We start from the raw sequence: 26,831 nt of genomic DNA, 5'->3' as shown, positions 1-26,831 counted from the left end.
TCCGGAGGAATGGGGGGCTAAAAAACCCGCGCAGTTTAACGCGAGTCGGGGGTGCATTTCCTCCTATGAGACGAGATCCTCCACAGAGAGTTCATGCATGGGGTTGAGCGTAGCCCGAAATCCGCCCCGTAGCCGCCGGCGCAGGCTGCGCTAGCCTGCGCCTTTTCGACGCTACGGGGGCCGCTGGGCGGCCTATTCCAGAGCCTTCCAGATCTCCGTGGCGTACTCGCGAATAGTCCGGTCCGAAGAGAACCAGCCCATGCGCGCACTGTTGAGCACCGCCGAACGCCACCAATGATCGCTGTCGCGCCAACGCTCTTCGACATGCAATTGGGCATTCCAGTAGGAGTCGAAATCGGCACACACGTGGAAGCGGTCATAGTCGATCAGCGAATCGATAAGGCCGGTGTAGCGGGCCGGATCGTCCGGCGAGAACACCCCGCCACGAATCGCCTGCAGCACATCGTTGAGGCGATGGGAGGCAGCGATGTCCGGCACCGCGCTGAACTCGCCGTTGCGTTTGCGCGCCTCCACCTGCTGGGCGCTGAGGCCGAAGATGAACATGTGCTCGGCGCCGACCCGCTCGCACATCTCGACGTTGGCACCGTCCAGGGTGCCGATGGTCAGGGCGCCGTTGAGGCCGAACTTCATGTTGCTGGTGCCCGAGGCCTCGAAGCCGGCGGTGGAGATCTGCTCCGACAAGTCCGCCGCCGGAATGATGCTTTCGGCCAGGCTGACGTTGTAGTTGGGCAGGAACACCACCTTGAGCAGGCCGCGCACGGTCGGGTCGTTGTTCACAGTGCGAGCGATGTCGTTGCTCAGCTTGATGATCAGCTTGGCCTGGTGATAACTGGCCGCGGCCTTGCCGGCGAAGATCTTCACCCGCGGCACCCAGTCGATCTCCGGCTCGGCACGGATCGCCTGGTACAGCGCCACGGTGTGCATCAGGTTGAGCAACTGGCGCTTGTACTCATGGATCCGTTTGACCTGCACGTCGAACAGCGCCGCCGGATTGACCGCGATCCCCAGGCGCTCATGGATGATCGCCGCCAGCGCGCGCTTGCTGTGCAGGCGCTGCTCGGCGAACTGCTTGCGAAAGGCCGACTTCTCGGCGAAAGGTTCGAGCCCCAGCAGCAGTTCCTCGGGATTGTCCAGCAGCTCCGGGCCGACGGCCTCGACCAGCATCGCCGTCAGCTTGGGGTTGGCCTGGTACAGCCAGCGGCGGAAGGTGATGCCGTTGGTCTTGTTGTTGATCCGCTCCGGATACAGCTTGTGCAGCTCGGAGAACACCGTGCTGCGCATCAACTGGGTGTGCAGCCCGGACACGCCGTTGACGCTGTGGGAGCCGAGAAACGCCAGGTTGCCCATGCGCACGCGGCGCCCGTTGTCTTCTTCGATCAGCGACACCGCGCGCAGCACGTCGAAGTCATGGATGCCCTTGGCCCGCAGTGAATCGATGTGCTCGGCGTTGATCAGGTAAATGATCTGCATGTGCCGCGGCAGCATGCGCTCCATCAGGCCCACCGGCCAGGTCTCCAGGGCTTCGGGCAGCAGCGTGTGGTTGGTGTAGGCCAGGGTCTCGACGGTGATCTGCCAGGCTGCTTCCCAGGCGATGCCGTGCAGGTCCACCAGCTGGCGCATCAGTTCGGCCACGGCGATCGACGGGTGCGTGTCGTTGAGCTGGATCGCCGCATGCTCGCCGAGGCTGAGCACCGAGTCGTGCATGTTCTTGTGCCGGCGCAGCAGGTCCTGCAAGGACGCGGAAACGAAGAAATATTCCTGGCGCAGGCGCAGTTCCTGCCCGGCTTCGGTGCTGTCCGCCGGGTAAAGCACCCGCGAGATGCTCTCGGCCCGGGCCACCTCGGCCACGGCCCCCAGGTGGTCGCCGGCGTTGAAGCGTTCCAGGTGCAGGTCTTCCATGGCTCGCGCCCGCCACAGGCGCAGGGTGTTGACACTGGCGCCGCGCCAGCCGACCACCGGCGTGTCGTAGGCCACCGCGCGCACGGTTTCCGCCGGCCACCAGACCTGCCGGGTATGACCGGCCTCGTCGGTGACGGTGTCGACGCTGCCACCGAAGCCGATCGAATAGATCACTTCGGGGCGCTCGAACTCCCAGGGGTTGCCGAAGTCCAGCCAGTGTTCGGTCTGCTCCTGCTGCCAGCCATCGACTACCGCCTGGCGGAACAAGCCGTGTTCATAACGGATGCCGTAGCCGTGGCCGGCGATACCGAGGGTCGACATGCTTTCCATGAAGCATGCCGCCAGGCGACCGAGACCACCGTTGCCCAGCGCCGCATCCGGCTCCAGCAGGCGGATACGCTCCAGGTCGACACCCAGATCGCTCAGGGCATCGCGCGCCACGTCCAGCAGCCCGAGGTTGCTCAGGCTGTCATAAAGCAGGCGGCCGATGAGGAATTCCAGGGAAAGGTAATAAACACGCTTCTGGCCTTTGCGGTAGATCTGCCGCGTGTGGTCCATCCAGTGCTCGACCATGTGATCGCGCGCCGCCAGGGCGATGGCTTCGAACCAGTCATGGTCGAAAGCGTGGTCCGGGTCCTTGCCCACCGCGTAGGTGAGCTTGTTCAACACGGCGTCGCGAAAAGCGGCCACCTCAGCGTCACGAACCTGCAGTTCCTGAGTCATGAATACGACCTCGAGCGAGATAGACAGTGAGCATGGAGTTGTCTGAGCCTAGTCGGTCTGACAGGAGCCAGAGGTTCTGGTTCGGTGCGCCTTGCAATGGCCCGAACCGAGGCAGCGTCTCCCGCGGCAGCGGGTAAAAATGATGCAGATGCCGTGCCGACCCTGCAATCCCCATGGGCAGGCGTGAATTCCGTTAAATGGTTGTTCAAAAATCCACCAGTACCGGTATGATCGCGCGCCCTGATACACACGCTGGAAACAAGCCTGATGAAGTCCAACCTGATCGCCGCCGCGGAAATCGACCGACTCGATACCTGGGCCAAGTATTCCGCGCCCATGTGCGGCTCCTGCATGTCCAGCTGCTGCACCCTGCCGGTGGAGGTCAAGATCAAGGATCTGATCCGCATCGGCATCGTCGACGAATTCGAGCGCGGCGAGCCGGCGAAGAACATCGCCAAGCGCCTGCAGAAGGAAGGCATCGTCGAGCGCTACAACCAGAAGTCCGAGATCTTCACCCTGCAGCGCATGAGCAACAACGACTGCCTGTACCTGGATCGTAAGAGCCGCCTGTGCACCATTTATGACAAGCGCCCGGACACCTGCCGCAACCACCCGAAGATCGGCCCGCGTCCGGGCTATTGCGCGTACAAGCCCAAGCCGGTCGAGCGCCCGACCAACACCAGTAGCCGGACCCTGGAACGTTTCTGATCAGCAACCGCCGATGCGGCCGATCGCGAGCAAGCTCGCTCCTACAATAATCACGCCCCCCCTGTAGGAGCGAGCTTGCTCGCGATGATGTCCGCCCCATCGCCACCTTTTTCGCAGATCAAAAAAAACGCCCCCGGCCTTTCGACCGGGGGCGTTTTCATTCAGCCTGAACTAAAAAATCAGTTCTTGGCTTTCTTGGCAGCGCGGGTACGCTCGCCTTCGTCCAGGATCTTCTTGCGAAGACGGATGGACTTAGGCGTCACTTCACACAGCTCGTCGTCCTGGATGAATTCCAGGGCCTGTTCCAGGGTGAAACGAACCGGCGGAACCAGGGCGATGGTTTCGTCCTTGCCCGAAGCACGCATGTTGTCGAGCTTCTTGCCTTTGGTTGGGTTCACGCCCAGGTCGTTGTCACGGCTGTTCAGACCCACGATCTGACCGTTGTAGATTTCCTGGCCGTGCTCGACGAACAGCTTGCCGCGCGCCTGCAGGGTTTCCAGGGAGTAGGTCAGGGCCTTGCCGGTCTCGACCGAAACCAGTACGCCGTTCTGACGGCCGGACATGTGGCCGGACTTCATCGGAGCGTAGCGATCGAAGATCGAGGTCAGGATGCCTGCACCGTTGGTCAGGGTCAGGAACTGGTTACGGAAACCGATCAGACCACGGGCTGGAATGTTGTATTCCAGGCGTACACGGCCCTTGCCATCCGGAACCATGTTGCTCAGGTCGCCCTTACGCAGGCCCATTTCTTCCATGACCTTGCCCTGGGATTCTTCAGGGATGTCGATGGTGACGTTCTCGAACGGTTCCTGCTTCACGCCGTCGACTTCACGGATGATCACTTCAGGACGGCCAACGCCCATTTCGAAACCTTCGCGACGCATGGTTTCGATCAGTACCGACAGGTGCAGCTCACCACGGCCGGAAACCTTGAACTTGTCGGCCGAGTCGCCTTCTTCAACGCGCAGTGCAACGTTGTACAGCAGCTCTTTGTCCAGACGTTCCTTGATGTTACGGCTGGTCACGAACTTGCCTTCCTTACCGCAGAATGGCGAGTCGTTGACCTGGAAGGTCATGGAAACGGTCGGCTCGTCGACGGTTAGCGGCTTCATCGCTTCGACCGCGGTCGGATCGCACAGGGTGTCGGAGATGAACAGCTCGTCGAAACCGCTGATGCAGACGATGTCGCCGGCAGCGGCTTCTTCAACGTCCACACGGTGCAGGCCGTGGTGACCCATCAGCTTCAGGATACGGCCGTTGCGCTTCTTGCCTTCGGTGTCGATAGCGACGACCGGAGTGTTCGGCTTGACGCGACCGCGAGCGATACGGCCAACGCCGATCACACCCAGGAAGCTGTTGTAGTCCAGAGCGGAGATCTGCATCTGGAACGGACCGTCACGGTCAACGGCTGGAGCCGGAACGTTGTCGACGATCGACTGGTACAGCGGGGTCATGTCTTCGGCCATGTCGGTGTGGTCCAGACCGGCAATGCCGTTCAGGGCCGAGGCGTAGACGACTTTGAAGTCCAGCTGTTCTTCGGTGGCGCCCAGGTTGTCGAACAGGTCGAAGATCTGGTCCAGAACCCAGTCAGGACGCGCGCCTGGGCGGTCGACCTTGTTGATCACCACGATCGGACGCAGGCCGGCTTCGAAAGCCTTCTTGGTCACGAAACGGGTTTGCGGCATAGGGCCGTCTTGGGCGTCGACCAGCAGCAGAACGGAGTCGACCATCGACATGACGCGCTCGACTTCGCCGCCGAAGTCGGCGTGGCCCGGGGTGTCCACGATGTTGATGTGGTAGCCGTTCCAGTTGATGGCGGTGTTTTTGGCCAGGATGGTAATACCGCGCTCTTTTTCCTGGTCGTTGGAGTCCATCACGCGCTCGTCGTTGAGCTCGTTGCGCTCCAGAGTGCCGGATTGACGCAGGAGTTTGTCTACCAGGGTGGTTTTACCGTGGTCAACGTGAGCAATGATGGCGATGTTGCGTAGATTTTCGATCACTTGTGTATCTCGATCAGAGGATTCGGTGTGCTGACAACTGCTGGCAGCGATTAACAATAGAGTCCGGCAAGGCCGTTACAGCTTGACGGTGGCGTCGGGGGGCCGGTGACGCAAGCCACAGGCAAACAGCCCCGGGCACTTAGCTCGGTCTATAAACGCGCACATTGGCATGTCCCTCACTGAGCAGATGGTGAGCATGCAGGCGACTCATGACGCCTTTGTCGCAATACAGCAGGTACTGGCGAGTAGGGTCCAGTTCCTTGAAGCGTGCGTTCAATGCATAGAACGGCAGCGCTTTTATCTCGATGCCAGCCAACTCCAACGGGTCGTCTTCCTGAGCATCCGGATGCCGGATGTCGATCACGATCTGCCCCGCCAGCGCCTCGCTGACTTCTTCGATCTGCAAATCCTGGCCCAGTTCGTCGATCACCCGATCGATCGGCACCAGTTTGGCCCGCTCGATCGCACGCTCGAGCACCGCCATGTCGAATTCTTTCTCTTCATGCTCCACGCGATGGCGCTTGGCGTGGGTCTTGGGGTTCACCGAGATGACCCCGCAGTACTCCGGCATGTGCTTGGCGAAGTCGGCGGTGCCGATTTCGTTGGCCAGGTCGATGATGTCCTGCTTGTGGCTGGCGATCAGCGGGCGCAGCACCAGCTTGTCGGTCACGCAGTCGATGACGGAGAGGTTCGGCAGGGTCTGGCTCGACACCTGGGAAATTGCCTCGCCGGTGACCAGTGCGTCGATGTGCAGGCGGTCGGCGATGCTCGACGCGGCACGCAACATCATACGCTTCAAAATGACGCCCATATGACTGTTGTCGACTTTGCCGAGGATTTCGCCGAGCACTTCCTCGAACGGCACGCTGACGAACAGCACGCGCTGGGAGCTGCCGTACTTCTTCCAGATATAGTGCGCGACTTCCATCACGCCCAATTCGTGGGCACGCCCGCCCAGGTTGAAGAAGCAGAAGTGGCTCATCAGGCCGCGACGCATGATCTGGTAGGCCGCCACCGTGGAATCGAAACCGCCGGACATCAAAACCAGGGTCTGTTCCAGGGCGCCCAGCGGATAACCGCCAATGCTGTTGTGCTGGCTGTGGATCACGAACAACCGTTGGTCGCGAATTTCCATCCGCACTTCGATTTCCGGTTCTTTCAGGGAAATTCCGGCGGCGCCGCACTGCCGACGCAACTGGCTGCCGACGTATTTTTCCACATCCATGGAGCTGAATGGGTGCTTGCCGGCGCGCTTGCAGCGCACGGCGAAAACTTTCCCCGCCAGGGCCTCGCCAAAGTGCTGCTTGCACTTGGCGACTATGTCGTCGAAGTCGCCCAGCGGGTATTCATCGACCTGCAGGAAATGCGCGATGCCCGGCATGCAGCTCAGGCGCTCGGTCATCTCCTTCAAGGCTTTCGGCTCGCTGACGGCGGTTTCCAGCTCGAGGTTGTCCCACACACCATTGACCACCACAGCCGGGTCCAGGTCGCGGAGCACAGCACGGATGTTCTTGGCCAACTGACGGATGAAACGCGTCCGTACCGGGCGGCTCTTGATGGTGATTTCCGGGAAAACTTTAACGATTAGTTTCATGAAAACAGCGCGCGCTGGGCCAGCCGAAAAAGGGGGGCGCGGATTATAGCGGAAATTGCTCAAGGTTTAACCAATTAATGTGCACTCGGTTTTTAGTGCACCAAAATGGATCATGCAGAGAGAAAGTCGCAACATTGCGGTGCGCGATTTTGCCCTTCCGGGCCAAATACCGCCTGGAATGCGTGAGTTTGGGGCATAAAACCCAACTCAGGGCACTGGCATGCAATTTGCTCCCTTGTGAGGCAGGTTGCCATGGCAGAGTATCTGCGCCGGCATCACCCACATTCTAAGGGCACACCAACACTCGCCCGAAGCCACCCGGAGGACACTATGTCGAAGTCGGTTCAACTCATCAAAGATCATGACGTCAAATGGATTGATCTGCGCTTCACTGACACCAAAGGCACTCAGCACCACGTGACCATGCCGGCCCGTGATGCGCTGGATGACGATTTCTTCGAAATCGGCAAAATGTTCGACGGTTCCTCCATCGCTGGCTGGAAAGGCATCGAAGCCTCCGACATGATCCTGATGCCGGTTGACGAAACCGCCGTCCTGGACCCGTTCACCGAAGAGCCGACCCTGATCCTGGTCTGCGACATCATCGAACCTTCGACCATGCAGGGCTACGATCGCGACCCACGCGCCATCGCCAAGCGTGCCGAGGAGTACCTGAAGTCCACCGGTATCGGCGACACCGTATTCGTAGGTCCAGAGCCTGAGTTCTTCATCTTCGACGAAGTGAAGTTCAAGTCCGACATCTCCGGCTCCATGTTCAAGATCTTCTCCGAGCAAGGCTCGTGGATGTCCGACCAGGACGTGGAAGGCGGCAACAAAGGCCACCGTCCAGGCGTCAAAGGCGGCTACTTCCCGGTTCCTCCGTTCGACCACGACCACGAAATCCGTACCTCCATGTGTAATGCCATGGAAGAAATGGGCCTGGTCATCGAAGTTCACCACCACGAAGTGGCGACTGCCGGCCAGAACGAAATCGGCGTGAAGTTCAACACCCTGGTCAACAAGGGCGACGAAGTTCAGACCCTGAAGTACTGCGTACACAACGTGGCCGATGCCTACGGCCGCACCGCTACCTTCATGCCCAAGCCTCTGTACGGCGACAACGGCTCGGGTATGCACGTGCACATGTCCATCTCCAAGGATGGCAAGAACACCTTCGCTGGCGAAGGTTATGCCGGCCTGTCCGACACCGCCCTGTACTTCATCGGCGGCATCATCAAGCACGGTAAGGCCCTGAACGGTTTCACCAACCCTTCGACCAACTCCTACAAGCGTCTGGTACCAGGCTTCGAAGCTCCGGTAATGCTGGCCTACTCGGCTCGCAACCGTTCCGCTTCGATCCGTATCCCTTACGTGTCGAGCCCTAAAGCCCGCCGTATCGAAGCCCGTTTCCCGGATCCGGCTGCCAACCCATACCTGGCCTTCGCTGCCCTGCTGATGGCCGGCCTGGACGGTATCCAGAACAAGATCCACCCTGGCGACGCCGCTGACAAAAACCTGTACGACCTGCCGCCTGAAGAGGCGAAAGAGATCCCACAAGTTTGCGGCAGCCTGAAAGAAGCCCTGGAAGAGCTGGACAAAGGTCGTGCGTTCCTGACCAAAGGCGGCGTTTTCAGCGACGACTTCATCGACGCCTACATCGCCCTGAAAAGCGAAGAAGAAATCAAGGTCCGTACCTTCGTACACCCACTGGAATACGAGCTGTACTACAGCTGCTGATCCGGTAGCGCCGCCCCACGCGGCGTGAATGAAAAAGCCCCCGGCTCGAAAGAGCTCGGGGTTTTTTTTTGCCCATTGGCCGGATGACTTGCGATAGTGCGCGCCTGGAATATCAACACCATCGCTCCCGACCGAGGCCCGCCATGCCGTCCCCCCTGCAAATCTGCCTTGCCCTGTCCGCCGCCCTCCTCGCCGGAACGGCCCAGGCCGCCCCAGCGCCGGCCAGCCTGGTCCTACTGCTGGCCAGCATCGAAGAACGCCTGGCCATCGCCGACCAGGTGGCCCTGAGCAAATGGGACAGCCACAAACCGGTGGAAGATCGCCCGCGCGAGCGTGAGGTGATTGCCGGCGCGGTGGCCCAGGCGCCGGCCTATAAACTCGACGGCGCGGCGGTGGAACAGTTTTTCGCCGCGCAGATCGAGGCCAACAAGCTGGTGCAGTACGCCCATCTATCCGAGTGGACCCTACAAGCCCAGGCACCGAACGCACCGCGCCCGGACCTGGTGGGGCAGATCCGCCCGCAACTTGACCGGTTACAAAAACGCCTGCTGCAGCAACTGGCGGATTTCAGCCCCCACCGCAACGACCCGCAGTGCCCACAGTGGCTGGCCCAGGCCACCCACGGAGCTGATCGGGCACCACTGCGCCAACTGGCACTGATCCGCGCCATCGCCGAGCTTTGTGTGTTCAAAGGTTGAAGCGGCGAACCCGGGGCCGGTCCGCGGCTCTATGCTGGAGGCAATTTCATCCTTGAAGCCGCCGACCCAAGCACCCAGGAAAGCCGCCATGCGTGTGCACTGTCTCTACCTGCTGTTGCTGGCCGCCCTGCCGGCCGCCGCGCAGATCTACCGCTACACTGACGCCCACGGCAACACGGCCTACAGCGACCAGCCGCCGGCCGGCGTGCCCGGCCAGGCCGTCGAGCTGGCGCCGCTGAACCGCATCGAGGCGCCCAGGCCGTTCACACCGCCCGGCGTCGATCCAGTACAAACGCCCCCCTCCCGCGCACCGGCCTACACCACCCTGGAGCTGAGCGGCGTAGCGGATGGCGGCGTGGTGCGCGCCAATAACGGCACCTTCAAGGTCGAGGTGCGCCTGCAACCGCCCCTGCTCAACGAGCATCGCCTGCGCCTGTTGCTGGACGATCAGCCTTACGGCCAGCCCGGCAACCTGCCGAGCCTGCAATTGGTGAACATCGATCGCGGCGAGCACCGCCTGGCGGTGCAAGTGCTCGATGGCGAGCGGGTGGTGCAGCAAAGCCCGCCGCTGACCTTCACCCTGCAACGGGTTCATCGGCCCTGAGGTGTTGTCGCGCCTGAATCTGCGAATACAGGCGCCGCTCATGTTCGAGTAGCCAGCGTTTGCGCCAGAGCCCGCCGCCATAACCGGTGAGCGAACCGTCGGAACCTATCACCCGGTGACAGGCAATCACGATGGCGATCTGGTTGGCGCCATTGGCCCGGGCCACGGCCCGCACGGCGGAGGCCGAACCGATGCTGCTCGCCACCTCGGCATAACTGCGGGTCACACCTGGAGGTATCGACCTGAGGGCCTGCCACACCGTGCGGGTAAAGGGCGAAGCATTCAGCGCCAACGGCGTGGCAAAGCTCGCCGACTCCCCGGCGAAAAATCGCCGCAGCTCGCTCTCGATCTGATCGATGGGGGCAAAACGCCCGAAACCGATGGTCGAGCCGGTGTGCTCTTGCAGGCGCTTCAGCTCAGTGGCCAAGGCCGGGCGGTCGAAGAATTCCAGCAGATGCAGGGCCTGCGCATCGGCCACCGCCAGCATCACGCCGATCGGGGTTTGCAGCCAGTCGGCCTTGAGCAGTTCGCGGCCGCGCAGGTTCGACGGTGGCTGGCCGAGCAGCCGGGCGAAGGCACTGCGAAAGCCGCTGTCGGAATCGAAACTGGCGCTGATCTGCGCATCGATCACGCTGGCGCCGCCCGCCAGTTGCTGCATGCCTTCGCCGATCCGCCGCAGCCGGGCCATTTCCAGGAAGGTCACGCCGAAGTGGCGCTTGAAGGCCCGGCGCACTGTGGAAGGGTCGAGGCCGAGTTCGATCAGGTCGCCTTCATACCAGCGCTTGTCGGCATTGTTTTCCAGCAAGGTCAGCAGTTGTTTGACCAAGGGCTCCTGGGCACCGGTCTGCGCCAACGGACGGCAGCGCAGGCAGGCACGAAAACCGGCCTCGACACAGGCCTTGATCGAGCTGAAGAACACCGTGTTTTCGCGCTTGGGCTTGCGCGCCGCGCAGGTCAGCCGACAGAACACGCCCGTGCTCTTGACCCCGACGAAAGCGAACCCGTCATAGGCCGGATCGCGATCGAGCAAGGCGCGGTACAGGGTGTCGTCGTCGGGCAGTTGGAACAGCAAGGGGGCGTTGTCCATGGCCGTCTCCAGCAGCAGAGGGGAATGTCTGTGCACTGTAGAGCAGCGCCACAGCGGATGCCGCCGCAAATCAGGCGTTGATTCGCCAACGCTGCCCCAGCTTGCGCCCGGCGTGGAACAGAGCTGGCTGCTAATCAGGCTCAGGCGCGCTCGATCACCATGGCCACGCCCAAGCCAACGTCCACACTGCAACCGGGTATCGACAAGGACGCCCACCCCGCCCACTGAGACGCCATCCGCCGCATTCTTCCAGGCCCTCCAGCAGGCGGGCCTTTGTGCCCGCGCCGCGAATTTTGGCCCGGCGCACGGCTGACCATTCTTTAGCGCGGTCTCGGGTAAATCGCACTATATTGGTGCATCAAGCTGCACCTTGATCTATCTGCAACCCATTTTGGTTCGAAAGTACCCAGCGCAACCGGCAAAACGCTGCGAAAGAGAACTTTAAACGTCTGTTTCAGGGCTCGAGCGCTTCTTTTCGGAGCCTTGGTTTGGTTTTTGCATTTTCTCGATATCAGCGCCTTATTCGCGCGCGCAATTCTGGGCCGACCCGGGGTTGCCTTGTTTCAAAAGAGGTCAACACCTACCCATGACCATCAGCGATCAACTGCACCGCTTGCTACTCGACAACCTGACCACCGCGACTATCCTGCTCAACGCCGACCTGCGCCTTGAGTACATGAACCCGGCGGCGGAGATGTTGCTGGCCATCAGCGGCCAGCGCAGCCATGGGCAATTCATCAGCGAACTGTTCACCGAATCGGCCGAAGCCCTGAGCTCCTTGCGCCAGGCGGTGCAACAGGCGCACCCGTTCACCAAGCGCGAAGCCATGCTCACCGCGTTGACCGGCCAGACCCTGACCGTCGACTACGCCGTGACGCCGATCCTGAGCAATGGCGACACCCTGCTGTTGCTCGAAGTCCACCCCCGCGACCGCCTGCTGCGGATCACCAAGGAAGAGGCCCAGCTGTCCAAGCAGGAAACCAGCAAGATGCTGGTGCGCGGCCTGGCCCACGAGATCAAGAACCCCCTCGGCGGGATTCGCGGCGCCGCCCAGCTGCTGGCCCGCGAACTGCCGGACGAGAACCTCAAGGACTACACCAACGTCATCATCGAAGAGGCCGACCGCCTGCGCAACCTGGTGGACCGCATGCTCGGCTCCAACAAGCTGCCGTCGCTGGCCATGTGCAACGTGCACGAAGTACTGGAGCGCGTGAGCAGCCTGGTGGAGGCCGAAAGCCAGGGCTGCATCACCCTGGTGCGCGACTACGACCCGAGCATTCCCGATGTGTTGATCGACCGCGAACAGATGATCCAGGCGGTGCTCAACATCGTGCGCAACGCGATGCAGGCCATCAGCAGCCAGAACGAGCTGCGCCTGGGCCGCATCTGCCTGCGTACCCGCACCATGCGCCAGTTCACCATCGGCCACGTGCGCCACCGCCTGGTGACCAAGATCGAAATCATCGACAACGGCCCGGGGATCCCCGCGGAACTCCAGGAAACCATCTTCTTCCCCATGGTCAGCGGCCGTCCGGACGGTACCGGGCTGGGCCTGGCCATTACCCAGAACATCATCAGCCAGCACCAGGGCCTGATCGAGTGTGACAGCCATCCCGGCCACACCACGTTCTCGATCTTTCTGCCACTGGAACAAGGAGCCCCATCGACATGAGCCGTAGTGAAACCGTGTGGATCGTCGATGACGACCGTTCTATCCGTTGGGTTCTGGAGAAAGCCTTGCAACAGGAAGGCATGACCACCCAGAGCTTCGATAGCGCCGATGGTGTGATGAGTCGCCTGGCCCGCCAGCAGCCGGACGTGATCATCTCCGACATCCGCATGCCCGGCGCCAGTGGCCTGGACCTGCTGGCGCGGATCCGCGAGCAGCACCCGCGCCTGCCAGTGATCATCATGACCGCGCACTCCGACCTGGACAGCGCTGTCGCTTCCTATCAGGGCGGCGCCTTCGAGTACCTGCCCAAACCGTTCGATGTCGACGAAGCGGTGTCCCTGGTCAAGCGCGCCAACCAGCACGCCCAGGAGCAGCAGGGCCTGGAGGTGATCCCCGCGCTGGCCCGCACCCCGGAAATCATCGGCGAAGCGCCGGCGATGCAGGAGGTGTTCCGCGCCATCGGTCGCCTCAGCCACTCCAACATCACCGTGCTGATCAACGGTGAGTCGGGTACCGGTAAAGAGCTGGTGGCCCACGCCCTGCACCGTCACAGCCCGCGGGCGGCTTCGCCGTTCATCGCCCTGAACATGGCGGCGATCCCCAAGGACCTGATGGAGTCCGAGCTGTTCGGCCATGAAAAAGGCGCCTTCACCGGCGCGGCCAACCTGCGGCGCGGACGCTTCGAACAGGCCGACGGCGGCACCCTGTTCCTCGACGAGATCGGCGACATGCCGGCCGACACCCAGACCCGTCTGCTGCGGGTGCTGGCCGACGGCGAGTTCTACCGGGTCGGCGGGCATACGCCGGTCAAGGTCGACGTGCGCATCATCGCCGCGACCCACCAGAACCTGGAAACCCTGGTACACGCCGGCAAGTTCCGCGAGGACCTGTTCCACCGCCTGAACGTGATCCGCATCCATATCCCGCGCCTGTCGGACCGTCGCGAAGACATCCCGACCCTGGCCAAGCACTTCCTCAGCCGCGCCGCCCAGGAGCTGGCCGTCGAGCCCAAGCTGCTGAAAAGCGAGACCGAGGAATACCTGAAGAACCTGCCGTGGCCCGGCAACGTGCGCCAGCTGGAGAACACCTGCCGCTGGATCACCGTGATGGCTTCGGGTCGCGAGGTGCATATCAGCGACCTGCCGCCGGAGCTGCTGAGCCTGCCGCAGGATTCGGCGCCAGTGACCAACTGGGAACAGGCCCTGCGCCAGTGGGCCGACCAGGCCCTGGCGCGCGGCCAGTCGAGCCTGCTGGACAGCGCGGTGCCGAGCTTCGAGCGGATCATGATCGAGACCGCCCTCAAGCACACCGCCGGCCGCCGCCGCGATGCCGCCGTGCTGCTGGGCTGGGGCCGCAACACCCTGACGCGCAAGATCAAGGAGTTGGGGATGAAGGTCGACGGCGGGGATGACGACGACAGCGACGAGGGCTGAGCCACTGTAAGCCTGTAGCCGCTGTCGCAGGCTGCGATAAGGCCGAAGGCCTTCAGCGATCTTGAGATCCTGCGCGCCCTTCGGTCGCGATCGCAGCCTTCGGCAGCGGCTACGGCGCAAGGCATTCGTGCTGTATCGAATGGCAGGACCAATCGCGGGCAAGCCTCGCTCCTACAGATGCGGTCGTGGGAGCAGGGCTTGCCCGCGATGCTTTTTGTGCACCGCAATGGTGAGCCTGCACTGCCGGAATGCGTGGCCGGGCCTTGGATTTCATCGCATGTGGCCTGGATTTTTCTCGCCAGAACGAATCCACAGAAAGCTGAAAGCCCCGTAAACCGGGGCTTTCAGCTTTCCTTGAAAATTCGCTTAACCGTTTAAGCCAGAATTGGCACGCCCCCTGCAAAGACAAGATCACGAGTGCAGTCACTCACCCGTTTTGGGGACCTTGGTACAGGCAGGCCGAGACTCCCCTTCTTTAACACCCGGAACCCCTACCGCTCGTAGCGACGGGTTCCACCCGGTTTGGGGAACCCTGGTACAGGCAGGCCAGGGATTCCCTCTTTAACACCCGGGCTCATCACGCTTTCAGCGACGAGCCCCAGCCGTTTCGGGAACCTTGGTACAGGCAGGCCGGGGATTCCCTCTTTACACCGGGCCCGCGCAATCAGCGCGGCCCTTACGCTTTTGGGAACCTTGGTACAGGCAGGCCGGGGCTTCCCCTCTTTACACCGGGCCCGGCGCGATCAGCGCCCCGCCCTCACGCTTTTGGGGACCTTGGTACAGGCAGGCCGGGAATCCCCTCTTTTATTCCTCGCGCAGCTGGAGCTCCAGGCGCCAGCGCCCGTCGACCTCGCTGCCCGACCACTCGCCGTGCAGCGCCCGCGCCGCGACCACGTTCAGCAGCAACCCTTCCTCAACCGCCCGCAGCCGCCAGTTGGCATCCTTGTCGTTGATCTTCAACTGCCCCTTCTGCGCCCGCCCCTTGGCCTCGAACAGCAGCGCCACGGCCCCGTCGATGTGCTCGCCATGGACCTTGGGCTCGTTGTTGAACCACACCACCAGGGCATTGGGCCGGACCTGCACTTCCTGCAACTCGATCGGGTCCGGGGTCGTCAGGCGACCGATCATCAGCCCGACCATCACGCCAAAGATCGCCAGCGAGCCGAACACCCGCAGCATTAGCTTCGGCCTGAAGTCCGCTTCAGGCGTAGAATGCGGCCTGTCTTTTTCTTCGGAGCCGTGCATGTTTCACGTCATCCTTTTTCAACCAGAAATTCCGCCGAATACCGGCAACGTAATCAGGCTGTGCGCCAATAGCGGCTGCCACCTGCATTTGATCGAGCCGCTGGGTTTCGAAATGGACGACAAGCGCCTGCGCCGGGCCGGCCTCGACTATCACGAGTATGCCACCCTGCAACGCCATGCCGACCTCGCCAGCTGTCTGGAAAGCCTAGGCCACCCGCGCCTGTTCGCCTTTACCACCAAGGGCTCGCGGCCGTTCCACGATGCCAGTTTCGCCGAAGGCGATGCCTTCCTGTTCGGCCCGGAAAGCCGCGGCCTGCCCGCCGAGGTGCTGGACGCCCTGCCCGCCGAACAACGCCTGCGCCTGCCCATGCGCGAAGGCTGCCGCAGCCTGAACCTGTCCAACACCGTGGCGGTGGCCGTCTACGAAGCCTGGCGCCAGCTGGGGTTCAAATAAACCACCCACTTCCGCGCCACTCCCTGTAGCCGCTGCCGCAGGCTGCGATAAGGCCGAAGGCCTTCAGCGATCTTGAGATCCTGCGCGCCCTTCGGTCGCGATCGCAGCCTTCGGCAGCGGCTACAGGTTCGGCGCCGGTATCGACATCAGTCTCGAAACCTTGGGCCCGAACATGAAAAAAGCGCCTGAAACGGCGCTTTTTTCATGGAACCCAGCGGCTTACTGAACGGTGTTTTCACCGGCCGCCTGCAGGCGTTGCAGCTCTTGCGCGTACAGCGCGTCGAAGTTCACCGGAGCCAGCATCAGGGCCGGGAACGAACCGCGGGTCACCAGGCTGTCCAGCGCTTCGCGAGCGTACGGGAACAGGATGTTCGGGCAGAACGCGCCCAGGGTGTGGCTCATCGAAGCGTCGTCCAGGTTCTTGATCAGGAAGATACCGGCCTGTTGCACTTCGGCGATGAACGCTACTTCTTCACCGTTCTTCACGGTGACCGACAGGGTCAGCACGACTTCGTGGAAACCTTCTTCCAGCGCCTTCTGGCGGGTGTTCAGGTCCAGGCCGACGCTCGGCTCCCACTGCTGGCGGAAGATCGCCGGGCTTTTCGGAGCTTCGAAAGACAGGTCGCGCACATAGATGCGCTGCAGCGAGAATTGCGGTGCGGATTCGTCTTCGGTCGCAGCGGTGTTCTGTTGGTCAGTCATCTCAGATCCTTCTTGATCTCGGGGTCATGTAGGGTTTGCTGATCTTGGGTGGTCAGTCAGGCCGCGAGCAGCGCGTCGAGCTTGCCGGCGCGCTCCAGGGCGAACAAATCGTCACAACCGCCCACATGGGTGCTGCCGATCCAGATCTGCGGCACGGACGTGCGCCCGGCTTTCTGGGCCATTTCGGCGCGAACCTGCGGCTTGCCGTCGACCTTGATCTCTTCGAAGGCTACGCCTTTGTTCTCGAGCAGGTACTTGGCCCGCGAGCAGTAGGGGCAGTAATCGCTGGAATAGACGACGACGGCAGCCATATCACTTCACCAACGGCAGGTTGTCGGCTTTCCAGCTGCCAACGCCACCGGACAGCTTGGCGGCGGTGAAGCCGGATTTCATCAGCTCGCGAGCGTGGGTGCCGGCGTGCTGACCCAGGGCGTCGACCAGAATGATGGTCTTGGCCTTGTGCTTTTCCAGCTCGCCCACGCGGGCGGCCAGTTTGTCTTGAGGGATGTTCAACGCGCCGACGATATGGCCCGCGGCGAATTCCTTGGACGGACGGATATCGATCACCACGCCCTGCTCGCTGTTGACCAGCGCAGTCAGTTCACGGGTGCTGAGGCTGCGGCCACCGCGGCTCAACTCGTGAGCGATCAACAGAGCCAGCAAGATGACGAAGGCGCCGACGAGCAAGTAGTGTTCAGTGGCGAATTGAATCAGGTGAGCAACCATCAAGGAGGTTCCAGGGCGTTAAAATGTCGGCCAGTATACACAGCCCTCCGGGTCGGCCAAACCCCGCCCGGCGGTGACGCCACCGGAACTTCGCTTTAAACTGCCACTCCCTTTTTTCAACATCTCCCAATCCAGCCACGAGTGGAATCTATGACTACCACGCCTAAACCTTTGGTCCTGATGATTCTGGATGGCTTCGGTCACAGCGAGAGCCACGAATCCAACGCTATCTATGCGGCCAAGAAGCCGGTCCTCGACCGCCTGTACGCCAGCGTGCCGAATGGCCTGATCTCGGGTTCGGGCATGGATGTCGGCCTGCCGGACGGCCAGATGGGCAACTCCGAAGTCGGCCACATGAACCTCGGCGCCGGCCGCGTGGTGTACCAGGATTTCACCCGCGTCACCAAAGCCATTCGCGATGGCGAGTTCTTCGAGAATCCGACTATCTGCGCTGCCGTGGACAAAGCCGTGGCCGCCGGCAAGGCCGTGCATATCCTCGGCCTGCTGTCCGATGGCGGCGTGCACAGCCACCAGGACCACTTGGTGGCCATGGCCGAACTGGCCTTCAAGCGTGGCGCCGAGAAGATCTACCTGCACGCCTTCCTCGACGGCCGCGATACCCCGCCGAAAAGCGCCACCTCGTCGATCGAACTGCTGGATGAAACCTTCAAGACCCTGGGCAAGGGCCGTATCGCCAGCCTGATCGGCCGTTACTTCGCCATGGACCGCGACAACCGCTGGGACCGCGTGGCCCAGGCCTACAACCTGATCGTCGACGGCAATGGCGAATTCAACGCCGCCACCGCCCAGGAAGGCCTGCAGGCCGCCTACGAGCGTGGCGAGAGCGACGAATTCGTCAAGGCCACCACCCTTGGCGAGCCGGTGAAAGTCGAAGACGGCGACGCCGTGGTGTTCATGAACTTCCGCGCCGACCGCGCCCGCGAACTGAGCCGGGTGTTCGTCGAAGACGATTTCAAGGAATTCGCCCGCGCCCGCCAGCCGAAACTGGCCGGCTTCGTCATGCTGACCCAATACGCGGCGAGCATTCCGGCCCCTTCGGCCTTTGCCCCGGGCAGCCTGGAAAACGTGCTGGGCGATTACCTGGCGAAAAACGGCAAGACCCAGCTGCGCATCGCCGAAACCGAGAAGTACGCCCACGTGACCTTCTTCTTCTCCGGCGGCCGCGAAGAGCCGTTCCCGGGTGAAGAACGCATCCTGATCCCGTCGCCGAAAGTCGCCACCTACGACCTGCAGCCGGAAATGAGCGCGCCGGAAGTCACCGACCGGATCGTCGACGCCATCGAAAACCAGCGCTACGACGTGATCGTGGTCAACTACGCCAACGGCGACATGGTCGGCCACAGCGGCGTGTTCGACGCCGCGGTCAAGGCCGTTGAATGCCTGGACCTGTGCATCGGCCGGATCGTCGACGCCCTGGAAAAGGTCGGTGGCGAAGCCCTGATCACCGCCGACCACGGCAACGTCGAGCAGATGTCCGATGCCGCCACCGGTCAGGCCCACACCGCCCACACCAGCGAGCCGGTACCGTTCATCTATGTGGGCAAGCGCAACCTGAAAGTCCGCGAAGGCGGAGTCCTGGCTGACGTGGCGCCGACCATGCTGAAGTTGCTGGGCCTGCCGCAGCCGGCGGAAATGACTGGCACTTCGATACTGGTCTGATATCAAAAAGACCGAATAATGGGCCGCAAACCGGCTTTTTATGACGAACGCCTCAAAGCAGTTGGCTTTGAGGCGTTTTTTTTGCAGCGAGGGGCGGGCATACTAGGCCGTCCCTTTCCCTGGTGTCGCCCGCCTCTATGCTTCGCGCCCTGATTACCCTTGCTCTGATCTGCCTGCTCCAACCGGCCTTCGCCGACGAGCGCGCGCAAACCCAACAGCAGTTGGACGCCACGCGTCAGGACATTGCCGAGCTGAAAAAGCTGCTGGGCAAGCTGCAGGAAGAAAAATCCGGCGTGCAGAAAGACCTGCGCGGCACCGAAACCGAGATGGGCAAGCTGGAGAAGCAGGTCGATGCCCTGCAGAAAGAGCTGAAGAAAAGCGAATCCGAGCTGCAGCGTCTCGATGAGGAGAAAAAAAAACTCCAGAGCGCGCGCATTGAACAGCAACGACTGATCGCCATCCAGGCCCGCGCGGCCTACCAGAACGGCCGCCAGGAGTACCTCAAGCTGCTGCTCAACCAGCAGAACCCGGAAAAATTCGCCCGTACCCTGACCTATTACGACTACCTGAGCCAGGCCCGCCTGGAGCAGTTGAAGAATTTCAACGAGACCCTGCGCCAGCTGGCCAATGTCGAAAAGGAAATCTCCCTGCAGCAAGCCCAGCTGCTGGTGCAGAAAAGCAGCCTCGACACCCAGCGTGAAGAGCTCGACAAGGTCCGCAAGGAACGCCAGCTGGCCCTGGCCAAGCTCAATGACGACGTGAAGGCCCGTGGCGACAAGCTCAAGGCCCGCGAACAGGACCAGGCCGATCTGGGCAGGGTGCTGAAAACCATCGAGGAAACCCTGGCCCGCCAGGCCAGAGAGGCAGAGCAAGCGCGACAGAAAGCGCTGATCGCCCAGCAGGAAGCCGAAAAAAAGCGTTTGCGTGAGGCCCAGGCCAATGCCGACGACAGCCCGCGCAAGCCGCCCCGAGCGACGCCCGGCCCCTTGGTTTCCAGCGCAGGCGCCTCCTATGGAGGCCCTTTTGCTTCATCCCGGGGAAAACTTCCCTGGCCGGTTGATGGTCGACTGCTGGCGCGCTTCGGCGAAAGCCGTGGCGACGATGCCCGGACCAAGTGGGACGGGGTGATGATCAGCGCCTCGGCCGGCAGCCAGGTGCATGCCGTCCATGGCGGCCGCGTCGTGTTCGCCGACTGGCTGCGCGGCGCCGGCCTGCTGGTGATCCTCGACCATGGCAACGGCTACTTGAGCCTCTACGGACACAACCAGACGCTGCTTAAAGAAGCGGGCGATATCGTCAAGGCCGGCGAGTCCATCTCCACTGTGGGTAGCAGTGGCGGCCAGGGCGCGCCTGCACTGTACTTCGCTATTCGCCAGCAGGGTCGCCCAAGCGACCCGGCACAATGGTGCCGCGCGCAAGGATAAGCGCGCCATCTCATTCAGGAGTTCGTTCGACATGCTGCATTTGTCCCGCCTCACCTCGCTGGCCCTGACGATCGCTCTGGTGATCGGTGCGCCCCTGGCGTTTGCCGCCGAAACCGCTCAATCGACAGCCGCCACGACCACCAAGGCGCCATTGCCGCTCGAAGAGCTGCGCACCTTCGCCGAGGTCATGGACCGGATCAAGGCCGCCTATGTCGAACCCGTCGACGACAAGACCCTGCTGGAAAACGCCATCAAGGGCATGCTCAGCAACCTCGACCCGCATTCGGCCTACCTCGGCCCCGAAGACTTCGCCGAGCTGCAGGAAAGCACCAGCGGCGAGTTCGGCGGCCTGGGCATCGAAGTCGGCGCCGAGGACGGCATCATCAAGGTGGTGTCGCCGATCGACGACACTCCGGCGTCCAAGGCTGGCATCCAGGCCGGCGACCTGATCGTCAAGATCAATGGCCAGCCGACCCGCGGCCAGAGCATGACCGAAGCCGTGGACAAAATGCGCGGCAAGATCGGCCAGAAGATCACCCTGACCCTGGTCCGCGACGGCGGTGCGCCGTTCGACGTGACCCTGGCCCGCGCCACCATCCAGGTGAAGAGCGTGAAGAGCCAGCTGCTGGAGTCGGGCTATGGCTACATCCGCATCACCCAGTTCCAGGTCAAGACCGGCGAGGAAGTCTCCAAGGCCCTGGCCAAGCTGCGCAAGGACAACGGCAAGAAGCTCAACGGCATCATCCTCGACCTGCGCAACAACCCGGGCGGCGTGCTGCAGTCGGCGGTGGAAGTGGTCGACCACTTCATCACCAAGGGCCTGATCGTCTACACCAAGGGCCGCATCGCCAACTCCGAGCTGCGCTTCTCCGCCACCGGCAAGGACGAGAGCGAAGCGGTACCGATGGTGGTGCTGATCAACGGTGGCAGCGCCTCGGCTTCGGAGATCGTCGCCGGCGCCCTGCAGGACCAGAAACGCGCGGTGCTGATGGGCACCACCAGCTTCGGCAAGGGCTCGGTGCAAACCGTGCTGCCGCTGAACAACGACCGCGCGTTGAAGATCACCACCGCGCTGTACTTCACCCCGAACGGCCGCTCGATCCAGGCCCAGGGCATCGTGCCGGACATCGAGGTGCGCCGCGCCAAGATCACCAGCGAGGCGCAGGACAACGAGTACTTCAAGGAAGCCGACCTGCAAGGTCACCTGGGCAATGGCAATGGCGGCGCCGACAAGCCGACCGCTTCCGGCAGCAAGCCCAAGCCGATGCCGCAGGACGACGACTACCAGCTGGCCCAGGCCCTCAGCCTGCTCAAGGGCCTGAGCATCACTCGCAGCAAGTGATGGAGTCCATCGCGAGCAAGCCCGCCATCTCCCCTGTAGGTGCGCAGCTTGCTCGCGATAGCGCCCTGATGACCGCCACACCCCACCAAGGCTTTACCCGAACCTTATGCTGCAAATCCCCATGACCCACCAACGCCAACCCCACCCACGGTTGTCGTGGAGGCTCATCATCGGGCTTCTGTGCCTTTTCGCCTTCACCTTGATCCAGGCCGCCGAGCCCGCTCCGCGCAAAGCCTACCTGAGCCTGATCATCGACGACCTCGGGCAGAGCCTGCCCCGCGATCGCCGCGTACTCGCCCTGCCCGGCCCGGTGACCACGGCGATCATGCCCGACACGCCCCACGCCGCCGAGTTCGCCCGCGAAGCCCATCGCGCCGGCAAGATCGTCATCCTGCACATGCCCATGGACCCGGCCACCGGCCCCTTCGCCTGGCACCCCGAGCTGCCCATCGAAGAACTGGAAAGACGCCTCGACGCCGCTTTCAAGGCCGTGCCCTACACCAGCGGCATCAATAACCACATGGGCAGCCGCATGACCTCCCAGCCCCAGGCCATGGCCTGGCTGATGGCCGAGTTGCAGCGCCGCCACAAGTTCTTTGTCGACAGCCGCACCAGCGCCAAGACCGTGGCCGCCGCCGAGGCGCAGAAGATCGGCCTGGCCAGCGTATCCCGCGATGTGTTCCTCGACGACGAACGCACCGAAGACGCCATCGGCCACCAGTTGCAGACCGCGATCAACCTGGCGCACAAGCAGGGTTCGGCAGTGATGATCGGCCATCCCTACCCGCAGACCCTGGCCGTGCTCGAACGCGAACTGCCCAGGCTCAAGGCCCAGGGCATCGACTGGATCGATATCGAGTTGATGATCAGCGTGCGCAGCAACAGGGCGATGTCGGGGCACGGCAAGGATGGGGTTTACCGCTGAGGCCGCGCCGCCCCTGTAGCCGCTGCCGCAGGCGGCGATCGGTCACGTAGTGGCCGCAGCTCTTAGGTCACGCGAGACATCTCTGCGACGGCTTCGCCGTCGATCGCAGCCTGCGGCAGCGGCTACAGGAGGTGGTCAGAGGTAGCGCCCCATGATCTCTTCCACCACGCCTTCCTCGCGCATTTGGTCCAGCGCGGCCTGCAGCCGGGCGACGGTTTCGTCCGGCACTTCCTTGTTCAGCGCCAGGTACAACTGGGTGCTATGGAAGCGCAGCACGGTCTTGAGCCCGGTCACACCTTCCTGCCTGGCCAGGTAACGCCCGGCGGGGTCGCCGGTGGCCCATAGGTCGATCTGGCCGCCGACCAGCTTCCTGGCGTTGTCCTGGTCCCTCAGCACCACCAGCGGCTTGAGTCCTTGCCTGGCCAGGGTCTCGGCGATGGCGTCGCCCTTATAGGCGCCGATCCGGTAGTTGCGTGCCTGTTCCAGGGATTGCAGGGCGATCTTGCTGTCGTCCCGGGCCAGCATGATCCAGTCGTCCGGGCCGATGGGGCCGACCCACTTGAACAGAGGCTCCCGGTCCGGCAGCCGCGCCATGACAAACACGCCATACCCCGGCTGCTCCAGGGCGAGCTTGTAGATGCGCTCCCAGGGAAAACGCAGGGTCAGGCTGTAGTTGATCCCGGCACGCTTGAACATTTCGCGGACGATATCCACGGCGATGCCGTCGATATTCTCGCCCTGGGCGAAGTTCTTGCCGTTCCTGGCCATGTTGTAGGGGGGGAAGTTTTCCGTCAGCAGCACCAGGGAGGTGCCTGGCGTTTGCGCTGCGCGAGCGCCTGCGGCGAAGAGAACCGAAGCGCTGGCAAGAACAAGAAGCAGACGTTTGAACATGACGGGCTACCGGAATCCATGGCGTGCCCAAGAGTGCCGCGAGCCCGCCATGCTGTCCAGTGGCTACCGTACGACGATGCCGCGGTGCGCCATGTAGGCCTTGGCCTCGGGCACGGTGTACTCGCCGAAGTGGAAGATGCTCGCCGCCAGCACCGCGCTGGCGTGGCCTTCGAGGATGCCGTCGGCCAGGTGTTGCAGGTTGCCGACACCGCCCGAGGCGATCACCGGAATGCCCAGGGCATCGCTGATGGCGCGGGTCACACCCAGGTCGAAGCCGTTCTTCATGCCATCCTGGTCCATGCTGGTCAGCAGGATTTCGCCGGCCCCCAGGCCTTCCATCTTCTTCGCCCACTCCACCGCGTCCAGCCCGGTAGGCTTGCGCCCGCCATGGGTGAAGATCTCCCAGCGCGGGGTTTCGCCCGGCCCGGACACCTTCTTCGCATCGATGGCGACGACGATGCACTGCGAGCCGAAATGCTGCGCCGCTTCGCCGACGAACTCGGGGTTGAACACCGCCGCGGTGTTGATCGAGACCTTGTCCGCACCGGCGTTGAGCAGGTTGCGGATGTCCTGCACGGTACGCACGCCACCGCCCACGGTCAGCGGGATGAACACCTGGCTGGCCATGCGCTCGACGGTATGCAGCGTGGTGTCGCGGCCATCGACGCTGGCGGTGATGTCGAGAAAGGTAATCTCGTCCGCGCCCTGCTCGTCGTAGCGACGGGCGATTTCCACCGGGTCGCCGGCGTCACGGATGTTCTCGAACTTGACGCCCTTGACCACCCGGCCGTTGTCCACGTCCAGGCAAGGGATGATGCGTTTAGCCAGCGCCATGGGGAGTCCTCAGCCTTGGTACGAGTCGCAGAAGGCTTGCGCCTCGGCGACGTCGAGGGTGCCTTCGTAGATCGCCCGGCCGGTGATGGCGCCGATGATCCCCGGAGCCTTGGCATCCAGCAGGGCCTTGATGTCGCCCAGGTTGTGGATGCCGCCGGAAGCGATCACCGGGATCCTGGTGGCAGCGGCCAGGGCAGCGGTGAAGGGAACGTTGCAGCCCTGCATCATGCCGTCTTTGGCGATGTCGGTATAAACGATGGCGGACACGCCGTCGGCTTCGAAGCGCTTGGCCAGGTCGATGACCTGTACGCTGCTGACCTCGGCCCAGCCGTCGGTGGCGACGAAGCCGTCCTTGGCGTCCAGGCCGACGATCACCTTGCCCGGGAAGGCGCGGCAGGCTTGCGCAACGAACTCCGGTTCTTTCACCGCCTTGGTGCCGATGATCACGTAGCTCACGCCGGCCTTGACATAGTGTTCGATGGTTTCCAGCGAGCGGATGCCGCCACCGATCTGGATCGGCAGGTTCGGGTAGCGCTTGGCGATGGCGGTGACCACTTCGCCGTTGACCGGCTGGCCTTCGAAGGCGCCGTTCAGGTCGACCAGATGCAGACGGCGGCAGCCGCCCTCCACCCACTTGGCAGCCATGCTCACCGGGTCATCGGAGAACACCGTGGAATCTTCCATGCGGCCCTGGCGCAGACGTACACAGGCACCGTCCTTGAGATCGATAGCGGGGATAATCAGCATCTGGCAAAACCTTCAAATTCGATTGTTCAGCTTCACTCGGAAATCAGTTTTTCTCGAGCGCCCACAGGTCGCTTTCGATGCTTTCAAACCGCTCTTTGAGCTGGGCCTGCACATCGAAAATCGCCCTGTTGTAATAGTGCGGAGCAATTTCGCGGGTAAACAGTTCAAGAATCTCGGCCGCCTCGAACGAGCCCAGCTCGAGCTCGAAGCGATCTTCCATGAAACGCTGGATCTTGCGGTTGGCCTCACTCTCCTGCTCGGGGGCGAGGGTCAGGATCGGCGTCCGGGATTTCTTCACGGCCATTTACCAGCGACCGTCCCACGCCGCGAAGTTCTGCAGCAATTGCAGGCCATGGGTATGGCTTTTCTCCGGGTGGAACTGCACGGCGAAACGCGAACCTTCGGCCAGCGCCGCGGCGAAATCGACGCCGTAGTGACCGCTACCGACCACCTGCCGCGCGTTACCGGCGGCGATGTAGTAGCTGTGCACGAAGTAGAAGCGCGCCAGGTCCGGGATGTTGTGCCACAGCGGGTGGCTCACCGCCTGTTTCACTTCGTTCCAGCCCATGTGCGGGACTTTCAGGTGTTCGCCGTCTTCATGCAGGTCTTTGCCGAAGAACTTCACCTGGCCGGGGAACAGGCCGATGCAGTCGACGCCATCGTTCTCTTCGCTGCGGTCGAGCAAGGCTTGCATGCCCACGCAGATGCCAAGGAACGGACGGTCCTGGCTGACTTCACGCACCAGCGCGTCGAAGCCCAGGCGACGGATCTCCGCCATGCAGTCGCGAATCGCGCCAACGCCGGGGAACACCACCCGGTCGGCTTCGCGAATCACATTGGCATCGCTGGTGATCAGCACCTTGCCGGCACCGACATGCTCGAGGGCCTTGGCCACCGAGTGCAGGTTGCCCATGCCGTAATCGATAACCGCGACCGTCTGCATTACAGCACGCCCTTGGTCGAAGGCATCTGCCCGGCCATGCGGTCATCCAGCTCCACGGCCATGCGCAGCGCGCGGCCGAAGGCCTTGAACACGGTTTCGATCTGGTGGTGGGTGTTGTGCCCACGCAGGTTGTCGATGTGCAGGGTGACGTTGGCGTGGTTGACGAAGCCCTGGAAGAATTCCTGGAACAGGTCGACATCGAAGCCGCCCACGGTGGCGCGGGTATAAGGCACATGCATCTGCAGGCCAGGGCGGCCGGAGAAGTCGATCACCACGCGCGACAGCGCTTCATCGAGCGGCACATAGGCGTGGCCGTAGCGACGGATGCCCTTCTTGTCGCCGATGGCTTTGGTGAAGGCCTGACCCAGGGTGATACCGACGTCTTCCACGGTGTGGTGGTCGTCGATATGCAGGTCGCCTTTGCTTTCGATATCCAGGTCGATCAGCCCGTGACGGGCGATCTGGTCCAGCATGTGCTCAAGGAAGGGAACCCCGATATCGAATCGGGCCTTTCCGGTGCCATCCAGGTTGATCGAGGCTTTGATCTGGGTTTCCAGAGTGTCGCGCTCGACGGACGCCTTACGTTCGGCCATCACCAGCTCCGCAAAATCATTGGGCGAAAAAGGCGATCATTATAGGCCGGACGGCGGCTAAACAGGAACACGCAGGACAAGATCCTGACGGGCGCAACCCAATAAAGCCGGGGTTGTACCTGTCATGACAAGCCACTACCCGCCGTTTT

Annotated in this window: 25 protein-coding genes; 11 read left to right on the top strand and 14 right to left on the bottom strand. The window is 62.6% G+C overall.

Translation table 11 applies throughout. The annotated features are described in order from the left end of the window. Window positions 1-192: 192 nt before the first annotated feature. Entirely contained in the window at window positions 193-2,643 is a 2,451-nt protein-coding gene (locus IF690_RS02945) for a glycogen/starch/alpha-glucan phosphorylase (protein WP_202698773.1), read from the bottom strand. Between the two features lie 264 nt (window positions 2,644-2,907). Between IF690_RS02945 and IF690_RS02940 the strand changes: the two genes are divergently transcribed. Next, window positions 2,908-3,351 carry a YkgJ family cysteine cluster protein gene (locus IF690_RS02940; protein WP_023970087.1) on the top strand — a complete coding sequence of 148 codons (444 nt, stop codon included), beginning with the start codon at window positions 2,908-2,910 and terminating at the stop codon, window positions 3,349-3,351. Window positions 3,352-3,530: 179 nt separating this feature from the next. On the opposite strand, the gene typA is transcribed toward IF690_RS02940, so the two are convergent. Further along, complete coding sequence (gene typA, locus IF690_RS02935; protein WP_009046549.1) at window positions 3,531-5,351, bottom strand: translational GTPase TypA; 1,821 nt, start codon at window positions 5,349-5,351, stop codon at window positions 3,531-3,533. Between the two features lie 139 nt (window positions 5,352-5,490). Continuing rightward, window positions 5,491-6,945 (bottom strand): tRNA uracil 4-sulfurtransferase ThiI, encoded by a 1,455-nt coding sequence (gene thiI / locus IF690_RS02930; protein WP_202698772.1) that lies wholly within the window; start codon window positions 6,943-6,945, stop codon window positions 5,491-5,493. A gap of 330 nt (window positions 6,946-7,275) precedes the next feature. On the opposite strand from thiI, the gene glnA reads away from it, so the two are divergent. The 3 genes from glnA (at window position 7,276) to IF690_RS02915 (ending at window position 9,984) form a co-directional block, all read left to right on the top strand. Further along, complete coding sequence (gene glnA, locus IF690_RS02925) at window positions 7,276-8,682, top strand: glutamate--ammonia ligase (RefSeq protein ID WP_007929953.1); 1,407 nt, start codon at window positions 7,276-7,278, stop codon at window positions 8,680-8,682. A gap of 143 nt (window positions 8,683-8,825) precedes the next feature. Then, a complete protein-coding gene (locus IF690_RS02920; protein ID WP_202698771.1) occupies window positions 8,826-9,380 on the top strand; it encodes a chorismate mutase in 555 nt (184 codons plus the stop codon). A gap of 88 nt (window positions 9,381-9,468) precedes the next feature. Beyond that, window positions 9,469-9,984, top strand: a complete 516-nt coding sequence (locus IF690_RS02915) for a DUF4124 domain-containing protein (protein ID WP_202698770.1) — start codon at window positions 9,469-9,471, stop codon at window positions 9,982-9,984. Here the strand turns inward: IF690_RS02915 and IF690_RS02910 are convergent. Then, window positions 9,956-11,071 (bottom strand): bifunctional transcriptional activator/DNA repair enzyme AdaA, encoded by a 1,116-nt coding sequence (locus IF690_RS02910; RefSeq protein ID WP_202698769.1) that lies wholly within the window; start codon window positions 11,069-11,071, stop codon window positions 9,956-9,958. The genes IF690_RS02915 and IF690_RS02910 overlap by 29 nt on opposite strands. Before the next feature lie 586 nt (window positions 11,072-11,657). Between IF690_RS02910 and glnL the strand changes: the two genes are divergently transcribed. Both glnL and ntrC read left to right on the top strand, forming a co-directional pair. Then, window positions 11,658-12,743, top strand: coding sequence for a nitrogen regulation protein NR(II) (glnL, locus tag IF690_RS02905; protein ID WP_202698768.1), 1,086 nt, complete (start codon window positions 11,658-11,660; stop codon window positions 12,741-12,743). Further along, complete coding sequence (gene ntrC, locus IF690_RS02900; protein ID WP_007929941.1) at window positions 12,740-14,176, top strand: nitrogen regulation protein NR(I); 1,437 nt, start codon at window positions 12,740-12,742, stop codon at window positions 14,174-14,176. Before glnL ends, ntrC begins: the two co-directional genes overlap by 4 nt. Before the next feature lie 804 nt (window positions 14,177-14,980). Here ntrC and IF690_RS02895 read toward each other — a convergent pair. Continuing rightward, the gene (locus IF690_RS02895) at window positions 14,981-15,421 is read right to left on the bottom strand and encodes a hypothetical protein (RefSeq protein WP_202698767.1); all 441 of its coding nucleotides are present in this window, start codon (window positions 15,419-15,421) and stop codon (window positions 14,981-14,983) included. Here IF690_RS02895 and trmL point away from each other — a divergent pair. Further along, window positions 15,420-15,875 carry a tRNA (uridine(34)/cytosine(34)/5-carboxymethylaminomethyluridine(34)-2'-O)-methyltransferase TrmL gene (gene trmL / locus IF690_RS02890; protein WP_007930832.1) on the top strand — a complete coding sequence of 152 codons (456 nt, stop codon included), beginning with the start codon at window positions 15,420-15,422 and terminating at the stop codon, window positions 15,873-15,875. The genes IF690_RS02895 and trmL overlap by 2 nt on opposite strands. A 219-nt stretch (window positions 15,876-16,094) precedes the next feature. Here the strand turns inward: trmL and secB are convergent, their stop codons facing one another. Genes secB through IF690_RS02875 form a run of 3 tightly spaced genes read right to left on the bottom strand, consistent with a single transcriptional unit; the run spans window position 16,095 to window position 17,303 of the window. Continuing rightward, window positions 16,095-16,577, bottom strand: coding sequence for a protein-export chaperone SecB (gene secB, locus IF690_RS02885; RefSeq protein ID WP_124323308.1), 483 nt, complete (start codon window positions 16,575-16,577; stop codon window positions 16,095-16,097). A gap of 56 nt (window positions 16,578-16,633) precedes the next feature. After that, complete coding sequence (gene grxC, locus IF690_RS02880) at window positions 16,634-16,888, bottom strand: glutaredoxin 3 (RefSeq protein WP_007930824.1); 255 nt, start codon at window positions 16,886-16,888, stop codon at window positions 16,634-16,636. A 1-nt stretch (window position 16,889) separates the two neighbouring features. Next, entirely contained in the window at window positions 16,890-17,303 is a 414-nt protein-coding gene (locus IF690_RS02875) for a rhodanese-like domain-containing protein (protein ID WP_023970072.1), read from the bottom strand. A 150-nt stretch (window positions 17,304-17,453) separates the two neighbouring features. Between IF690_RS02875 and gpmI the strand changes: the two genes are divergently transcribed. The 4 genes from gpmI to IF690_RS02855 all read left to right on the top strand — a co-directional run bounded on the left by gpmI (window position 17,454) and on the right by IF690_RS02855 (window position 22,674). Further along, on the top strand, window positions 17,454-18,983 hold the full coding sequence (gene gpmI, locus IF690_RS02870; protein WP_023970071.1) for a 2,3-bisphosphoglycerate-independent phosphoglycerate mutase: 1,530 nt from the start codon (window positions 17,454-17,456) through the stop codon (window positions 18,981-18,983). A gap of 137 nt (window positions 18,984-19,120) precedes the next feature. Next, entirely contained in the window at window positions 19,121-20,407 is a 1,287-nt protein-coding gene (locus tag IF690_RS02865) for a murein hydrolase activator EnvC family protein (RefSeq protein ID WP_202698766.1), read from the top strand. A gap of 31 nt (window positions 20,408-20,438) precedes the next feature. After that, complete coding sequence (locus tag IF690_RS02860) at window positions 20,439-21,749, top strand: S41 family peptidase (RefSeq protein WP_180923728.1); 1,311 nt, start codon at window positions 20,439-20,441, stop codon at window positions 21,747-21,749. 121 nt (window positions 21,750-21,870) lie between these two features. Next, window positions 21,871-22,674, top strand: coding sequence for a divergent polysaccharide deacetylase family protein (locus IF690_RS02855; protein ID WP_252189529.1), 804 nt, complete (start codon window positions 21,871-21,873; stop codon window positions 22,672-22,674). Between the two features lie 135 nt (window positions 22,675-22,809). Here IF690_RS02855 and IF690_RS02850 read toward each other — a convergent pair whose 3' ends face one another. The 6 genes from IF690_RS02850 to hisB form a co-directional block, all read right to left on the bottom strand. Beyond that, window positions 22,810-23,565, bottom strand: a complete 756-nt coding sequence (locus tag IF690_RS02850; protein ID WP_202698765.1) for a substrate-binding periplasmic protein — start codon at window positions 23,563-23,565, stop codon at window positions 22,810-22,812. A gap of 63 nt (window positions 23,566-23,628) precedes the next feature. Next, window positions 23,629-24,399: an imidazole glycerol phosphate synthase subunit HisF gene (hisF, locus tag IF690_RS02845; RefSeq protein WP_007921812.1), complete on the bottom strand. Its 771-nt coding sequence runs from the start codon at window positions 24,397-24,399 to the stop codon at window positions 23,629-23,631. A 9-nt stretch (window positions 24,400-24,408) separates the two neighbouring features. Further along, on the bottom strand, window positions 24,409-25,146 hold the full coding sequence (gene hisA / locus IF690_RS02840; protein WP_009041758.1) for a 1-(5-phosphoribosyl)-5-[(5-phosphoribosylamino)methylideneamino]imidazole-4-carboxamide isomerase: 738 nt from the start codon (window positions 25,144-25,146) through the stop codon (window positions 24,409-24,411). Window positions 25,147-25,189: 43 nt separating this feature from the next. After that, the gene (locus IF690_RS02835) at window positions 25,190-25,450 is read right to left on the bottom strand and encodes a DUF2164 domain-containing protein (RefSeq protein ID WP_202698764.1); all 261 of its coding nucleotides are present in this window, start codon (window positions 25,448-25,450) and stop codon (window positions 25,190-25,192) included. Then, window positions 25,451-26,089, bottom strand: a complete 639-nt coding sequence (gene hisH / locus IF690_RS02830) for an imidazole glycerol phosphate synthase subunit HisH (RefSeq protein ID WP_202698763.1) — start codon at window positions 26,087-26,089, stop codon at window positions 25,451-25,453. After that, on the bottom strand, window positions 26,089-26,682 hold the full coding sequence (gene hisB, locus IF690_RS02825) for an imidazoleglycerol-phosphate dehydratase HisB (RefSeq protein WP_007921806.1): 594 nt from the start codon (window positions 26,680-26,682) through the stop codon (window positions 26,089-26,091). The genes hisH and hisB overlap by 1 nt, the downstream gene beginning before the upstream one ends. Window positions 26,683-26,831: the final 149 nt, after the last annotated feature.

This window comes from Pseudomonas sp. SK3(2021), assembly GCF_016772375.1.
Taxonomy (GTDB): domain Bacteria; phylum Pseudomonadota; class Gammaproteobacteria; order Pseudomonadales; family Pseudomonadaceae; genus Aquipseudomonas; species Aquipseudomonas chlororaphis_I.
The sequence above is the reverse complement of the archived record's forward strand: the minus strand, read 5'-3'. Positions and strand labels throughout refer to the sequence as shown.

What these genes read in the sequence shown, in the direction of transcription:
- IF690_RS02945 (WP_202698773.1), bottom strand. Translation starts at nt 2,643, where the DNA reads ATGACTCAGGAACTGCAGGTTCGTGACGCTGAGGTGGCCGCTTTTCGC.
- thiI (WP_202698772.1), bottom strand. Translation starts at nt 6,945, where the DNA reads ATGAAACTAATCGTTAAAGTTTTCCCGGAAATCACCATCAAGAGCCGC.
- glnA (WP_007929953.1), top strand. Translation starts at nt 7,276, where the DNA reads ATGTCGAAGTCGGTTCAACTCATCAAAGATCATGACGTCAAATGGATT.
- IF690_RS02920 (WP_202698771.1), top strand. Translation starts at nt 8,826, where the DNA reads ATGCCGTCCCCCCTGCAAATCTGCCTTGCCCTGTCCGCCGCCCTCCTC.
- IF690_RS02915 (WP_202698770.1), top strand. Translation starts at nt 9,469, where the DNA reads ATGCGTGTGCACTGTCTCTACCTGCTGTTGCTGGCCGCCCTGCCGGCC.
- IF690_RS02910 (WP_202698769.1), bottom strand. Translation starts at nt 11,071, where the DNA reads ATGGACAACGCCCCCTTGCTGTTCCAACTGCCCGACGACGACACCCTG.
- glnL (WP_202698768.1), top strand. Translation starts at nt 11,658, where the DNA reads ATGACCATCAGCGATCAACTGCACCGCTTGCTACTCGACAACCTGACC.
- ntrC (WP_007929941.1), top strand. Translation starts at nt 12,740, where the DNA reads ATGAGCCGTAGTGAAACCGTGTGGATCGTCGATGACGACCGTTCTATC.
- trmL (WP_007930832.1), top strand. Translation starts at nt 15,420, where the DNA reads ATGTTTCACGTCATCCTTTTTCAACCAGAAATTCCGCCGAATACCGGC.
- IF690_RS02895 (WP_202698767.1), bottom strand. Translation starts at nt 15,421, where the DNA reads ATGCACGGCTCCGAAGAAAAAGACAGGCCGCATTCTACGCCTGAAGCG.
- secB (WP_124323308.1), bottom strand. Translation starts at nt 16,577, where the DNA reads ATGACTGACCAACAGAACACCGCTGCGACCGAAGACGAATCCGCACCG.
- grxC (WP_007930824.1), bottom strand. Translation starts at nt 16,888, where the DNA reads ATGGCTGCCGTCGTCGTCTATTCCAGCGATTACTGCCCCTACTGCTCG.
- IF690_RS02875 (WP_023970072.1), bottom strand. Translation starts at nt 17,303, where the DNA reads ATGGTTGCTCACCTGATTCAATTCGCCACTGAACACTACTTGCTCGTC.
- gpmI (WP_023970071.1), top strand. Translation starts at nt 17,454, where the DNA reads ATGACTACCACGCCTAAACCTTTGGTCCTGATGATTCTGGATGGCTTC.
- IF690_RS02865 (WP_202698766.1), top strand. Translation starts at nt 19,121, where the DNA reads ATGCTTCGCGCCCTGATTACCCTTGCTCTGATCTGCCTGCTCCAACCG.
- IF690_RS02860 (WP_180923728.1), top strand. Translation starts at nt 20,439, where the DNA reads ATGCTGCATTTGTCCCGCCTCACCTCGCTGGCCCTGACGATCGCTCTG.
- IF690_RS02855 (WP_252189529.1), top strand. Translation starts at nt 21,871, where the DNA reads ATGACCCACCAACGCCAACCCCACCCACGGTTGTCGTGGAGGCTCATC.
- IF690_RS02850 (WP_202698765.1), bottom strand. Translation starts at nt 23,565, where the DNA reads ATGTTCAAACGTCTGCTTCTTGTTCTTGCCAGCGCTTCGGTTCTCTTC.
- hisF (WP_007921812.1), bottom strand. Translation starts at nt 24,399, where the DNA reads ATGGCGCTGGCTAAACGCATCATCCCTTGCCTGGACGTGGACAACGGC.
- hisA (WP_009041758.1), bottom strand. Translation starts at nt 25,146, where the DNA reads ATGCTGATTATCCCCGCTATCGATCTCAAGGACGGTGCCTGTGTACGT.
- IF690_RS02835 (WP_202698764.1), bottom strand. Translation starts at nt 25,450, where the DNA reads ATGGCCGTGAAGAAATCCCGGACGCCGATCCTGACCCTCGCCCCCGAG.
- hisH (WP_202698763.1), bottom strand. Translation starts at nt 26,089, where the DNA reads ATGCAGACGGTCGCGGTTATCGATTACGGCATGGGCAACCTGCACTCG.
- hisB (WP_007921806.1), bottom strand. Translation starts at nt 26,682, where the DNA reads ATGGCCGAACGTAAGGCGTCCGTCGAGCGCGACACTCTGGAAACCCAG.